Origin of the sequence: Spirillospora albida, assembly GCF_000718255.1 — a bacterium.
Classification (GTDB): domain Bacteria; phylum Actinomycetota; class Actinomycetes; order Streptosporangiales; family Streptosporangiaceae; genus Spirillospora; species Spirillospora albida.
Genome location: NZ_JOFJ01000001.1, coordinates 174,340 through 187,491, shown reverse-complemented (window position 1 = coordinate 187,491; position 13,152 = coordinate 174,340). Strand labels below are relative to the sequence as shown.

Below are 13,152 nucleotides of genomic sequence, written 5' to 3'. Positions count from 1 at the left end.
AGGGAGAGAGACCCTGTGATCATCCTGAGTGGCGTGCTCGTGGTGGTGGCGATCGCCCTGCTGGTCGCCGGCATCGTCGCCGGTAACGGGGACAGCGCCGCGATCTTCGGGCTGGACGCCCTGACCGTGATCTACATATCGATCGCCGTCAGCATCGTGTCCGCGCTGTGCCTGGCCATCGGGGTGTTCCTGCGCCGCAAGGAGCTGTTCGGGTCGGGTGCCTCTCCGGCCCCGGCCAGGGCCAGGAAGCGGAAGAAGTCCGCGAAGGCGGTGCTGCCGCCGCCCGCGAAGGCGTCCCGGCCGGCGCCCGGCAAGTCCGCCGGGCCGAAGCCCGCCGAAGGCGCGGAGAAGCCCGCGGTCCCGGCCGACGACGCGGTGGAGATCCCCGCGCTGCCCGCCGACGTCCCCGACGACGCGCTGGTGTTCGTCGTCCGCGGCCGCAAGCGGTACCACCTCGACACGTGCCGGCAGCTCGCCGGCCGCGACACCGAGGAGCTGACGTACGCGGAGGCCAAGGAGGAGGGGTTCAGCCCCTGCACCGCCTGCATGCCCGACACCGCCCTGGCGGCGCGCGCCGCGGTGTCGGTCCCGGCGGCCCGCGAGCAGGCGTCCGAGAAGGTGTCCGGAAAGCCGTCCGAGGTGACCCGGGTCGACCTGGAGGCGGGCGCGGAGGGCCCCGGCGGCCTGGCGGGCCTGGCGAAGCCGTCCCCGGCCCCGTCCGGAGCGCCCGAGGACGCCCGTCCCACGGAGATCTTCCGCAAGTCGGCCGAGCCGGACCGCGAGGACACCCCCGAGCCCCTCTGGGCGTCCTCCGAGACGGTGGCGGAGTCTCCCTGGAAGAGCTCCACGGCCACGGACGGGCCGCGGAGCACCGCGCCGGACTCCGATGTCGCGGCCGCGGACGAGAAGCCCGCTGACGCCGACTACGCGCCGGCCACGGGCGAGCCGGACGAGAACGAACAGGACGCCGCCTCCGAACCCGTGCAGCCCACGCCCGGCGGGGACGCGCCCGACGAGGCCGCCGACGACGGCGCCGGGGGCGCCGAAGACCCCCAGGTCCGGATCCTGAGCGGCACGAAGCGCTACCACCGCACCGACTGCGCCCTCATCGAGGACATCGGTGACGAGGCGGACGACTTGGAGGCCCTGTCCCGCGCCGAGGCGAAGGCCCGCGGCTGCACCCCCTGCCTGGTCTGCCGGCCCGACGCCTGACGGCCGCCGGCCGGCACTCGAAACCCCCGTCCGGAAAACGGACGGGGGTTCTTCGTCTCTGGGCCTTTTTCGAGACCTATCGCGTTTGCGATGATGGGCGGGTGAACCTACCCGAACCATCCTCCGCCACCGAGCCCCCGGCGCTGCGCGCATCGGACGCCGACCGTGACCGGGTCGCCGACCGGCTGCGCGAGGCGCTCGCGGAGGGGCGCATCACGCCGGAGGAGCATGCCGAGCGCATCGACGTCGTCTATCGCGCCAAGACCTACGCCGACCTGGAGCCGGTCCTCGGCGACCTGCCCGCCGACGAGGCGCCCCAGGTGAACCTCCGCAAGGAGGAGGCGCGGCTTCCGCCGCCCGCGCAGCCGTCCGCCCTCGTCGCGGTCTTCTCCGGGGTGCAGCGGAAGGGGCGGTGGCTGGTCGAGCCAGCCATGTCCGTCACCTGCGTGTTCGGCGGGGCGGAGCTCGACTTCCGGCAGGCGGTGCTGAGCCGGCGCGAGGTCACGGTGAACGTCACGTGCCTGTTCGGCGGTGTCGATATCACCGTTCCGCCGGGGGTGCGGGTGATCTGCTCGCCCACCGCCGTCTTCGGCGGTGCCGACCTGCCGGACGACGACGTCATCGACCCTGACGCCCCCGTCATCCGGATCACCGGCCTGGTGATCTTCGGCGGGGTATCGGTGAAGCGCCGCGGGCCGGGCGAGGACCGCCTCAAGGACCGGATCCGGGAGCGGCACCGCGAGATGCGGCGCAGGCACCGCGAGGAGACCCTCGAACGCCACGAGGAGATCCTCGAGCGCCACGTGGAGCACCGGCGCCGACGCGCGGAACCGCGCGCCGGACGCCGGCGGGAGTGACCCCTCTCAGCTCTTCCTGATCCAGTAGGCGAAGCCGAGTTCGTCGTCGCGGCCGCCCTGGACGCCCGCCGGACGGCCCTCGGCGACGCTGTCGGCGAGGACCTCGGCGGCGACCTCGGCGCCGTGCGCGCGCAGCGCCTCGGCGAGGTCGTCCCCGGCGGCCTCCCAGTTCAGCTCGATCCGGTCCGTGACGTCCAGGCCGAGGTCCTTGCGGGCCTCCTGGACGAGCCGGACCACCTCGCGGACGAGTCCGGCCCGGCGCAGCTCCGCGGTGATGGTGAGGTCGAGGGCGACGGTCTCGCCCGCGGCGCTCTCCACCGCCCAGCCGCTGCGCGGCCGCTCGGTGACGATCACGTCGTCGGGGGAGAGGGCCACCGCGCCGAGCCCGTCCACGTCGACGCTCGTGGTGCCCGCGTCGCGCAGGGCGTGCACGAGGGCCGCGGGGTCGGCGGCGGTGACGGCCTTCGCGACCTTCGGGGTGTCCTTGGCGTACCGCTTGCCGAGTTCCCGGAAGTTCGGCTTGACCTCGTACTCGACCAGGTCGCCGCCGATGGAGGAGAGCTCCTCGAAGGCGAGGACGTTCAGCTCCTCGGAGATCTGGGCGCGCAGCTGCGGGGGCAGCGCCGCCCAGCCGGGCGCGCCGACGAGGGCGCGGCCGAGCGGCTGGCGGGTGCGGACGCCGCTGGCGGCGCGCGCGGAGCGGCCGAGTTCGACGAGCCGCCGGACGAGCGCCATCTGCGCGCTGAGGTCCTCGTCGACGAGGTCCGCGCGGGCGGCGGGCCACTCGGCGAGGTGGACCGAGTCGGGTCCGGCCTCGGGGCGGATGACGTCCCAGACGTGGTCGGTGACGAACGGCACCATCGGCGCCATGAGCCGGGTGAGGGTCTCCAGGCATTCGTAGAGGGTCGCGAACGCAGAGGCGCCCTCGGGCGTCTCCGGGCCCTCCCAGAAGCGGCGCCGGGACCGGCGCACGTACCAGTTGGACAGGTCGTCGACGAACTCGGCGAGGCGGCGCCCGGCGCGGGCGGTGTCGAACCCCTCGAGCGCGGTGTCGACCTCCCGGATCGTCCGGTGGAGCTCGGCGAGCGCCCACCGGTCCAGCAGCGGCCGGTCCGCGGGCGCGGGGGCCTCGCCGAGCCGGTCCGGCGTCCAGGCGCGGCCCTGGGAGGCGGCGGCGTTGGAGTACAGGACGAAGAACGACGCCGTGTTCCAGTAGGTCAGGAGGACCTTCCGGACGATCTCCTCCAGCGCGCCGTGCCCGACCCGGCGCGACGCCCACGGCAGCCCGGACGCCAGCATGTACCAGCGGAGCGCGTCGGCGCCGTGCCGGTCCATCAGCGGGATGGGCCGCAGGACGTTGCCGAGGTGCTTGCTCATCTTGCGGCCGTCCTCGGCGAGGATGAGCCCGAGGCAGAGGACGTTCTCGTAGGACGACCTGTCGAACACGAGCGTCCCGACGGCCATGAGGGAGTAGAACCAGCCGCGGGTCTGGTCCTGCGCCTCGCAGATGTACTGGGCCGGGTAGGCGGCCTCGAACACGTCCTTGTCGCGGTGGGGCGCCCCCCACTGCGCGAACGGCATCGAGCCGGAGTCGTACCAGGCGTCGATGACGTCGGGGACGCGCCGCGCCTGCGCCCCGCACCTGTCCGATTCGGCGTCCCCGACACGGGCGGGGCAGGGGAACGTCACGTCGTCGACGTACGGGCGGTGCGGGTCGAGCGACGACATGTCGGAGCCGGCGAGTTCGCCCAGCTCCGCGAGGGACCCGACGCAGGTGACGTGGTCCTCGTCGGCGGTGCAGACCCACAAGGGCAGGGGCGTGCCCCAGTAGCGGCTGCGGGACAGCGACCAGTCGACGTTGTTGCGGAGCCACTCCCCGTACCGGCCGGTCTTGACGGTCTCGGGGAACCAGTTGGTCTTCTCGTTCTCCTCCAGGAGCCGCTGCTTGATCTGCGTGGTGCGGATGTACCAGGCGGGCAGCGCGTAGTAGAGGAGCGCGGTGTGGCAGCGCCAGCAGTGCGGGTAGCTGTGCTCGAAGTGCCCGCCGCGGAACAGCAGCCCGCGGGCCCGCAGGTCGTCGGTGAGGGCCTCGTCGGCGTCCTTGAAGAACCTCCCGCCCACCAGGGGGACGTCGCCGAGGAACCGGCCGTCCGGCCCGACGGGGTTCACGACCGGCATGCCGTAGTTCTTGCAGACGGTCATGTCGTCGGCGCCGAACGCGGGCGCCTGGTGGACGAGCCCGGTGCCGTCCTCGACGGTGACGTAGTCGCCCAGGACGACGTAGTGCGCGTCCGGGATCTCGACCAGCTCGAAGGGGCGCCGGTAGGGGGTGCGCTCCAGCTCGGTGCCCCGGAAGACGGCGAGGCGCTCGGCGTCCTCGCCGAGGACCTGTGCGAGCAGCGGCTCCGCCACCACGAGGACCTCGTCGGACCCGGCGGGGCGGGCGGCGACGTAGGTGACGTCGGGGTGGACGGCCACGGCGGTGTTGGACACGAGCGTCCACGGCGTCGTGGTCCAGATGAGGAGGGCGGCGCCGAGGTCGGCGAGCGGCCCGGACGCGACCGGCATCCGCACGTACACCGACGGGCTCGTCACCGTCTCGTACCCGCCCGGCTGGCCCAGTTCGTGGTCGGACAGGCCCGTCCCGCAGCGGGGGCAGTACGGGGTGATGCGGAAGTCGCGGAACAGCAGGCCCTTGTCGAAGACCTGCTTGAGGGACCACCACACGGCCTCGACGTACTCGGGGTCCATCGTGCGGTAGGCCTGGGCCGTGTCGACCCAGTAGCCCATCCGCTCGGTCATCTCCTCGAACGCGTCCACGTGGCGGAGGACGGACTCGCGGCAGCGGTCGTTGAACTCCGCGACGCCGTACTCCTCGATGTCCTTCTTGCCGGTGAGCCCGAGTTCCTTCTCGACGGCGACCTCGACGGGGAGGCCGTGGCAGTCCCAGCCGGCCTTGCGCGGGACGTGGTGCCCCTTCATCGTCTTGAAGCGGGGGAAGACGTCCTTGAAGACGCGGGCCTCGACGTGGTGCACGCCGGGCATCCCGTTCGCGGTCGGCGGCCCCTCGTAGAACACCCAGGGCGTCCCGGACGCGGTGCGCTCCAGGGACCGTTCGAAGACCTTGCCGGCCTGCCAGCGGCGCAGCATGTCCCGCTCCAGGGCGGGCAGATCGACCTGCGCGGGCAGTGGCCTGAACTGACGGGTCACTTGGGCGGACCTCCGGATCGCGGGCTGCACGTGTCCGGAGGGACGAGACGCGTCCCCGGATCGGCCGGGTCGGGTCCCGCGGTACCACCCTCCTTGGCCCCGCCCGCACGGCGCGGCCCGCTTCGTTCGCGTGTCGGCGGCCGGGTCTACTGCGCCCGGGACGCGGGCGGTTCTTCCAGCGGCTCGGGGGTGATCAGGCCGCCGGGCTCGCCCCCGGGCTCGCACCGTCCCCGGGTCGCTCATGGCTGCGTGCGGCGGCAGGTGTCCCCTTCATCGCCTGCCGATACGCATCCGACTGTAACGCACCGCGGGCCGATTCGGCTCCCGGGTTTCCGCCCTTGCCCGGGGGCGGGCCGCCCGTGGCCGAGAATCTGCACTTCCGGGGGTTTCCGGACACTCGGTCATGGGGCATAAGCGGTCGGTAACGGACCAGGGGGGCGTGCACCCTCGCCGACGAAAGGGGACTCATGCTGCCCGCACTGCCTGTGGAGACGATCGGCGCGCGGAAGGCCGGGACGGCCGTAGCAGGGAAGGCCGGGCCGGGAGGCGCGCGGGGCCGGGGCCGGACGGCCGCCGCCCGCGCCGCCGAACTGCCCGTCCGGGAAGGCGAGGGCCACTGGACCGCCGCGGAGCTCGCCGAGGTGCGGTCGGTGCTCGTGGAGCACAGCGCGGCGCTGCGGGCCGAGATCGCGGCGACCGCGAGCCACATCGCCGAGGGCGACATGAGCGAGGGGGCGGGTGACGACCAGGCGGACGCGGGCGCCAAGACCTACGAGCGCGAGCACGAGCTCGCGCTGTCCTACAATTCCCAGGACCTGCTCAACCAGATCGAGCGGGCCGTCCAGCGGATGGACGCCGGCACGTACGGGATCTGCGAGTCCTGCGGGGAGCCGATCGGCAAGGCGCGCCTGCAGGTCTTCCCGCGTGCGACCCTGTGTGTGTCATGCAAACAACGCGAGGAACGTCGCTGAGCGACTCAACGAACCCAGAGGGCGGGGCCGGGGAATCCACGGGATCTCCTCGGCCGCGCCGTGTCGGCACGCTGGCCGCCGTGGCGGTGGCCGCGCTCGCCGCCGATGTCCTGACCAAGCTGATCGTGGTGGCGACGCTGCAGGACCGGGAGCCGATCCGGCTGCTCGGCGGGCTGCTGACGCTGCGCGAGACCCGCAACAGCGGCGCCGCGTTCTCGATCGGCACCGGCTACACGGTCGTGTTCACGCTGATCGCGTGCGCGGTCGTGGTGGCGATCGTCCGGTTCGCGCGCAACCTTCGCAGCCTGCCCTGGGCGATCGCGCTCGGGCTGCTGCTCGGCGGCGCCTGCGGCAACCTCGCCGACCGGCTGCTGCGGTCGCCGGCGCCGTTGAAGGGCCACGTCGTCGACTGGATCGAGCTGCCGCACTACCCCGTCTTCAACCTGGCCGACTCGGCGATCGTGTGCGGCGGGATCCTCGCCGTCGTGCTCGCCGCGCGGGGCCTCCAGCTGGACGGCACGCGCGTCGCCGACGACGGCGGCGCGGACGGGGACGGCGAGCCCGGCGGCGGGGACGAGCGGCCGCCGGCCCGGGAATCCGGCGAGGGAACGCCGGAGGAGAAGGGCTGATGGGCGAGATGCGGAGCCTCCACGTCCCGGACGGGCTGGAGGGCGAGCGGGTCGACGCCGCCCTCGCCCGGCTGTTCGGGCTGTCGCGCGGCAGCGCCGCCGACATCATCGCCGCCGGGGACGTCCTGCTCGACGGGCAGCCGGTCGCCACGAAGTCGGAACGGCTGCAGGCCGGGGCCTGGCTGGAGGTCGCGATCCCGCCGCCCCCCTCGGCGCCCGCGCCGGTCGCCGAACCCGTGCCCGGCATGGGGATCCTGTACGAGGACGACGACATCGTCGTGGTGAACAAGCCGATCGGCGTCGCCGCCCATCCCACCACCGGCTGGACGGGACCGACCGTCCTCGGCGGGCTGCTGGGGGCGGGGCACACGATCGCGACGAGCGGTGCGTCCGAGCGGCAGGGCATCGTGCACCGGCTGGACGCCAACACCACGGGCGCGATGGTCGTCGCCAAGAGCGAGGTCGCGTACTCGCGGCTGAAGCGGGCGTTCAAGGAGCGCCGCATCGACAAGCGCTACCAGGCACTCGTCCAGGGCCATCCCGACCCGTTCCGGGGCACGATCGACGCGCCGATCGACCGGCATCCGTCGGGCGACGGCCGGTGGGCGGTCGTCGCCGGGGGCCGGCCGTCCGTGACGCACTACGACACCGTCGAGGCGTTCCGGGCCGCGACGCTGCTGGACATCGACCTGGAGACGGGCCGGACGCACCAGATCCGCGTCCACATGTCCGCGATCCGGCATCCGTGCGCCGGTGACATGCTGTACGGCGCCGACCCGACGCTCGCGGAGCGCCTCGGCCTGCGCCGGCAGTGGCTGCACGCCGTCCGGCTGGGGTTCGAGCACCCGGGGACCGGTGAGCGGGTCGAGTTCGAAAGCCCGTACCCGGACGACCTGGCCCGCGCCCTCGACATCGTCGCGTCGGAGTCCTGACGCGGGGTCTAGACCCCGAGGAGCCGGAGACCCGCCGCGACCCCGGCGGCGACGGCGAGGACGGCCAGGAACGGCGCCCGCAGCAGCAGCGCCGCGACGGCCGCGCCGAGCCCCGCCAGCCGGGCCGGGTCGGCCTCCAGGGTCCGCCCGTCGGCGAACGCCTGCACGGCGATCAGTGCGGTCAGCAGCGCGACCGGGACGAGTTCGGCGAACCGCCGCGTCCGGGGGTCGTCCAGGACGCGCTGCGGCGCGATGAGCCCGCCGAGCTTCAGCAGGTAGCAGCCGATCCCGGTGGCGGCGACCGCGATCCAGAGCGTCATGGGGCCGGCCTCCTCAGCAGCGCGGGGACCGCCGCGACGGCGGCGAGCATGACGGGCACGCCGGGCGGCAGCAGCGGCGTGGCGGCGAGCGCGAGCACGGCGGCGGCCAGCGCGACCCGCACCTCCGTCCACCCGGCCGTGAGGCGCGGCCACAGCAGCGCGAGGAACGCGGCGGGGCCGAGCACGTCCAGCCCGATCGCCTCCGGATCGCCGAGGCGCGCGGCGCCGAGCGCGCCGAGCAGCGTGGTGAGGTTCCACGCCAGGTACAGGCTGATCGCGGTGGTGTAGAACCCGGCCCGAGCGGCGTCCCGGCCGTCCTGCGCGGTGGCGACGGCGGTGGTCTCGTCGATGACGACGTGCGCGGTGAGGAGCCGCCGCCAGCCCCGGACGTCCAGCGTCCGGGCGAGCCGCAGCCCGTAGAGGGCGTTGCGGCCGCCGAGCAGCACGGCGCCGAGCGACCCGGCCACCAGCCCGCCGCCCCCGGCGATCACCCCGGCCAGCGCGAACTGCGACGCCCCCGTGAACGCGACCAGGCTCAGCACGCACGCCTGCGGCACCGACAGGCCCGCGGTGACGCCCGCCGCGCCGAACGCCAGCCCGGACACCCCGACGGCGATCCCGACCCCGAGCCCGTCCCGCACCGCCGCCCGGACGTCCCCGGGCGGCGCCTCGGCGCCCTCCTCGTTCCGCACGCTCATGGTTGAAATCTATGCGTTTCGGCGGCGATCTCCAGTCCGTTCTCGATCACCGCGGCCATGATCCGGGCGAGCCGGTCGGGCCCGAGCCGCGGCGCCCGCTCCGCCATCGCCGCGACGATCCGCCGCTCGCGCTCGGGATCGCGCCCGGCGAACCCGCCCACGGGCTTGAGCGCCTGGATGCGCCCCGCCAGCTCGATCCGGTGTTCCAGCAGCGTCGCGAGGGCGGCGTCGATGGCGTCGATCGCCTCCCGCGCGTCTCCGACGGTCTCGAGCAGGGACGGATCCGGAAGCGTGACGCGCAGCTCACCGGCCGCCCGGACGTGCTTCTCGGCGTCTGCGTGCATGGGGCCCTCCCTGGTGTCGGGCGGCCGCACGCGCGCGAGATGGTGTGCCCGGGGCCGCTGCTCATGAAGAAAGGCAGGCCCATTCGGGGCTCTGCCTCGGTGCCGGCTCCGGGTCGTCGCTCAGGTCGGGGCGCCGACCGGCTCACCCGGAGCCGGCCGCGTAAACCCGTAGCAGCGACGCGCCATGCGCCCGAGCGTAGTTCCCGGCGCCCGCCCGGGCCAACCCCCGGACGGGTCGTCCCGTTCTCCGAGACGCATGCCGGGGGTGAACCGCGCGCCGCTGACCGTCCCGCCCGCGCGGAGGGTTTAGGCTTTCGGGACCGCGTCATCCCGGCGTACCGCCGGGGCGGCGATCTTCCCCCGGAACCGATATCGCGAGCACACGCGCGACCCGCGTGTGGGCGGTCGCATGCGACGAGCTGGAGGCGCAGCAGGCATGTCCGACTCTTTCGTCCACCTGCACGTGCACACCGAGTACTCCATGCTGGACGGAGCCGCCCGGTTGAAGCAGATGTTCGAGGAGGTCGGGCGGCAGAAGATGCCGGCGATCGCGATGACCGACCACGGCAACATGCACGGCGCCTACGACTTCCACAAGCAGGCGACGGCCGCGGGCATCACGCCCGTCATCGGCATCGAGAGCTACATGGCGCCGGAGTCGCGATACCACAAGAAGAAGGTCCAGTGGGGCGAGCCGAGCCAGAAGCGCGATGACGTCTCCGGCGGCGGCCTCATCAACCACAAGACGCTGTGGGCCCGGAACAAGGAGGGCCTGCACAACCTGTTCAAGCTGTCCAGCCGCGCGTACACCGAGGGGTTCGTGTTCAAGTACGCGCGCATGGACGAGGAGCTCCTGGCCGAGCACTCCGCGGGCGTCATGGCCACGACGGGCTGCCCGTCCGGGAAGGTCCAGACACGGCTGCGGCTGGGGCAGTTCGACGAGGCGCTGAAGGCGGCCGCCACGTTCCAGGACATCTTCGGCAAGGAGAACTACTTCCTGGAGCTGATGGACCACGGCCTGGAGATCGAGCGCCGCGTCCGGCAGGGCCTCATCGACATCGGCAGGAAGCTGGGCATCCCGCCGGTCGTGACGAACGACTCGCACTACACGCACGAGTCGGAGGCGACGGCCCACGACGCGCTGCTGTGCGTCCAGGTCGGCAAGCAGCTCGCCGACCCCGACCGGTTCCGGTTCGACGGGTCCGGCTACTACCTCAAGACGGCGGACGAGATGCGCGGCATCGACTCGTCCGACATCTGGCTGGAGGGCTGCCGCAACACCCTGCTGATCGCGGAGAAGGTCGATCCGGCCGGGATGTTCGAGTACCGCGACCTCAGCCCCCGCTTCCCCGTCCCGGAGGGCGAGACGGAGGAGAGCTGGTTCCGCAAGGAGGTCTGGAAGGGCCTGGAGCGGCGCTTCCCCGACGGCCTCCCGGACGGCTACAAGGAGCAGGCCGAGTACGAGATGGGCGTCATCCTCGGCAAGGGGTACCCGTCGTACTTCCTCGTCGTCGCCGACTTCATCATGTGGGCGAAGGAGAACGGCATCCTCGTCGGCCCCGGCCGCGGGTCCGCGGCGGGCTCGCTGATCGCGTACGCGATGGGCATCACCGACCTCGACCCGATCCCGCACGGGCTGATCTTCGAGCGGTTCCTGAACCCCGAGCGCGCGTCGATGCCCGACATCGACATCGACTTCCCTGAAGACCGGCGGGCCGAGGTCATCCGGTACACGACGGACAAGTGGGGCGCCGACAAGGTCTCGTTCATCGCCACGTTCGGCACGATCAAGGCGAAGGCCGCCGTGAAGGACGCCGGCCGCGTCCTCGGCTTCCCGTACGCGCTCGGCGACCGGATCTCCAAGGCGTTCCCGCCGGCCGTCATGGGCAAGGACATCCCGCTGTCGGGCATCTTCGACGACAAGCACCCCCGGCACGGCGAGGCGGGCGAGCTCCGCAGGCTGTACGAGGAGGAGCCCGACGTCAAGCAGGTCATCGACCTGGCGCAGGGCCTGGAGGGGCTGATCCGGCAGACCGGCGTGCACGCCGCCGGCGTGATCATGTCCGGTGAGACGATCACCGACCACATCCCGATCATGCGCCGGGACGCGGACGGCGCGATCATCACGCAGTTCGACTACCCGACCTGCGAGTCGCTCGGCCTGCTGAAGATGGACTTCCTCGGCCTGCGCAACCTGACGATCATCGACGACGCGCTCAAGGGCATCAAGAAGAACCGGGGCGTCGACGTCGACCTGCTGGCGCTGCCGCTGACCGACCCGAAGACCTACGAGCTGCTGTCGCGCGGCGACACCCTCGGCGTGTTCCAGTTCGACGGCGGCCCGATGCGGTCGCTGCTCCGGCTGATGAAGCCGGACAACTTCGAGGACATCTCCGCCGTCGGCGCCCTGTACCGGCCCGGCCCGATGGGCGCGAACTCGCACACCAACTACGCGCTCCGCAAGAACGGGCTGCAGGAGATCACCCCGATCCACCCGGAGCTGGAGGAGCCCCTCAAGGAGATCCTCGGCACGACCCATGGCCTGATCGTCTATCAGGAGCAGGTCATGGCGATCGCGCAGAAGGTGGCGGGTTACACGCTCGGCAAGGCGGACCTGCTCCGCCGCGTCATGGGCAAGAAGAAGAAGTCGGAGCTGGACGCCCAGTTCGAGGGCTTCGAGGCGGGCATGGTGGAGCGCGGCTTCTCCAAGGAGGCCGTGAAGACCCTGTGGGAGATCCTGGTCCCGTTCTCCGACTACGCCTTCAACAAGGCGCACTCCGCCGCGTACGGGCTCGTGTCGTACTGGACGGCGTACCTCAAGGCGAACTACCCGGCCGAGTACATGGCGGGGCTGCTGACGTCCGTCGGCGACGACAAGGACAAGAGCGCCCTGTACCTGTCGGAGTGCCGCCGCATGGGCCTGAAGGTCCTGCCGCCGGACGTCAACACGTCCGAGGCCGACTTCACCCCGCTCGGCGACACCGAGATTCGGTTCGGGCTGTCGGCGGTCCGCAACGTGGGCCACAACGTGGTGGACGGCATCGTCGCGGCCCGCCAGGAGAAGGGCGCCTACACCGACTTCAACGACTTCCTGAGCAAGGTCCCGCCGATCGTGTGCAACAAGCGGGTCGTGGAGTCGCTGATCAAGGCGGGCGCGTTCGACGAGCTCGGGCACGAGCGCAAGGCGCTGCTGATGGTCCACGAGCAGGCGATCGACTCCGTCATCGACATCAAGCGCAAGGAGGCCGTCGGGCAGGACTCGCTGTTCGGCGCGCTGGAGGAGGACGGCGGCGACGACGCGTTCGCGGTCGTGATCCCGCAGGGCGAGGAGTGGGACAAGACGACGCTGCTGGCGTTCGAGCGGGAGATGCTCGGCCTGTACGTGTCGGACCATCCCCTGCTCGGCGTCGAGCACATCCTGGAGCGCGAGGCCGACTGCGCGATCGCGTCCCTGAACGAGGGGGAGCGGCCGGACGGGCAGGTCGTCGTCGTGGCCGGGCTGCTGTCGGGCCTGCAGCGCAAGATCACCAAGCAGGGCAACTCGTGGGCGATGTTCCAGCTGGAGGACCTCGCCGGCTCGATCGAGGTGATGTGCTTCCCGTCGTCCTACCAGCTGTGCTCGACGCTGCTGGCGGAGGACGCGATCCTCGTCGTCAAGGGCCGCCTCGACCGCCGCGAGGACGTCGCGAAGATCATCGCGATGGAGGTCACCCAGCCGGACCTGACGATCACCGACGCGACCGGCCCGCTGAACGTGACGCTCCCGCTCGGCCGCTGCACCCCGCCGACGGTGTCGCGGCTCAAGGAGGTGCTGATCACCCACCCGGGCACGGCCGAGGTGCACCTGCACCTCCAGAACGGGCCGCGCACCACGGTCGTGCGGCTGGACGACAAGCTCCGCGTCGCCCCGTCCCCGGCGCTCATGGGCGACCTGAAGCAGCTCCTCGGCCCGTCCTGCCTGGGCTGACCGTCCGGGCGC

At 72.4% G+C, this 13,152-nt stretch carries 10 protein-coding genes; 6 read left to right on the top strand and 4 right to left on the bottom strand.

Annotated elements, in window-relative coordinates; translation table 11 throughout:
- Positions 1-15: 15 nt before the first annotated feature.
- Positions 16-1,212, top strand: a complete 1,197-nt coding sequence (locus IE99_RS29960; protein WP_030144916.1) for a hypothetical protein — start codon at positions 16-18, stop codon at positions 1,210-1,212.
- Positions 1,213-1,313: 101 nt separating this feature from the next.
- A complete protein-coding gene (locus IE99_RS28705; RefSeq protein ID WP_084219193.1) occupies positions 1,314-2,069 on the top strand; it encodes a DUF1707 domain-containing protein in 756 nt (251 codons plus the stop codon).
- A gap of 6 nt (positions 2,070-2,075) precedes the next feature.
- Here IE99_RS28705 and ileS read toward each other — a convergent pair whose 3' ends face one another.
- A complete protein-coding gene (gene ileS / locus IE99_RS0100850) occupies positions 2,076-5,219 on the bottom strand; it encodes an isoleucine--tRNA ligase (protein ID WP_425423785.1) in 3,144 nt (1,047 codons plus the stop codon).
- Between the two features lie 527 nt (positions 5,220-5,746).
- Here ileS and IE99_RS0100845 point away from each other — a divergent pair.
- The 3 genes from IE99_RS0100845 to IE99_RS0100835 all read left to right on the top strand — a co-directional run bounded on the left by IE99_RS0100845 (position 5,747) and on the right by IE99_RS0100835 (position 7,811).
- Positions 5,747-6,250, top strand: a complete 504-nt coding sequence (locus tag IE99_RS0100845; RefSeq protein ID WP_084219192.1) for a TraR/DksA family transcriptional regulator — start codon at positions 5,747-5,749, stop codon at positions 6,248-6,250.
- A gap of 80 nt (positions 6,251-6,330) precedes the next feature.
- Positions 6,331-6,879: a signal peptidase II gene (gene lspA / locus IE99_RS28700; protein ID WP_245623007.1), complete on the top strand. Its 549-nt coding sequence runs from the start codon at positions 6,331-6,333 to the stop codon at positions 6,877-6,879.
- Entirely contained in the window at positions 6,879-7,811 is a 933-nt protein-coding gene (locus IE99_RS0100835) for an RluA family pseudouridine synthase (protein WP_030144911.1), read from the top strand. Before lspA ends, IE99_RS0100835 begins: the two co-directional genes overlap by 1 nt.
- A gap of 8 nt (positions 7,812-7,819) precedes the next feature.
- Here the strand turns inward: IE99_RS0100835 and IE99_RS0100830 are convergent, their stop codons facing one another.
- From IE99_RS0100830 to IE99_RS0100820, 3 genes are read right to left on the bottom strand one after another with little or no spacing between them, the layout of a single operon-like run.
- Complete coding sequence (locus tag IE99_RS0100830) at positions 7,820-8,131, bottom strand: AzlD domain-containing protein (protein WP_030144910.1); 312 nt, start codon at positions 8,129-8,131, stop codon at positions 7,820-7,822.
- The gene (locus IE99_RS0100825) at positions 8,128-8,829 is read right to left on the bottom strand and encodes an AzlC family ABC transporter permease (RefSeq protein ID WP_051711742.1); all 702 of its coding nucleotides are present in this window, start codon (positions 8,827-8,829) and stop codon (positions 8,128-8,130) included. The genes IE99_RS0100830 and IE99_RS0100825 overlap by 4 nt, the downstream gene beginning before the upstream one ends.
- Complete coding sequence (locus IE99_RS0100820) at positions 8,826-9,173, bottom strand: chorismate mutase (protein ID WP_084219190.1); 348 nt, start codon at positions 9,171-9,173, stop codon at positions 8,826-8,828. The genes IE99_RS0100825 and IE99_RS0100820 overlap by 4 nt, the downstream gene beginning before the upstream one ends.
- Before the next feature lie 436 nt (positions 9,174-9,609).
- Between IE99_RS0100820 and dnaE the strand changes: the two genes are divergently transcribed.
- Positions 9,610-13,140, top strand: a complete 3,531-nt coding sequence (gene dnaE, locus IE99_RS0100815; RefSeq protein WP_030144907.1) for a DNA polymerase III subunit alpha — start codon at positions 9,610-9,612, stop codon at positions 13,138-13,140.
- The last annotated feature ends 12 nt before the right edge of the window (positions 13,141-13,152 follow it).

Coding starts and splice junctions, on each gene's coding strand:
- ileS (WP_425423785.1), bottom strand. CDS start 5,219: ATGCTGCGCCGCTGGCAGGCCGGCAAGGTCTTCGAACGGTCCCTGGAG.
- IE99_RS0100845 (WP_084219192.1), top strand. CDS start 5,747: ATGCTGCCCGCACTGCCTGTGGAGACGATCGGCGCGCGGAAGGCCGGG.
- IE99_RS0100835 (WP_030144911.1), top strand. CDS start 6,879: ATGGGCGAGATGCGGAGCCTCCACGTCCCGGACGGGCTGGAGGGCGAG.
- IE99_RS0100830 (WP_030144910.1), bottom strand. CDS start 8,131: ATGACGCTCTGGATCGCGGTCGCCGCCACCGGGATCGGCTGCTACCTG.
- IE99_RS0100825 (WP_051711742.1), bottom strand. CDS start 8,829: ATGAGCGTGCGGAACGAGGAGGGCGCCGAGGCGCCGCCCGGGGACGTC.
- IE99_RS0100820 (WP_084219190.1), bottom strand. CDS start 9,173: ATGCACGCAGACGCCGAGAAGCACGTCCGGGCGGCCGGTGAGCTGCGC.
- dnaE (WP_030144907.1), top strand. CDS start 9,610: ATGTCCGACTCTTTCGTCCACCTGCACGTGCACACCGAGTACTCCATG.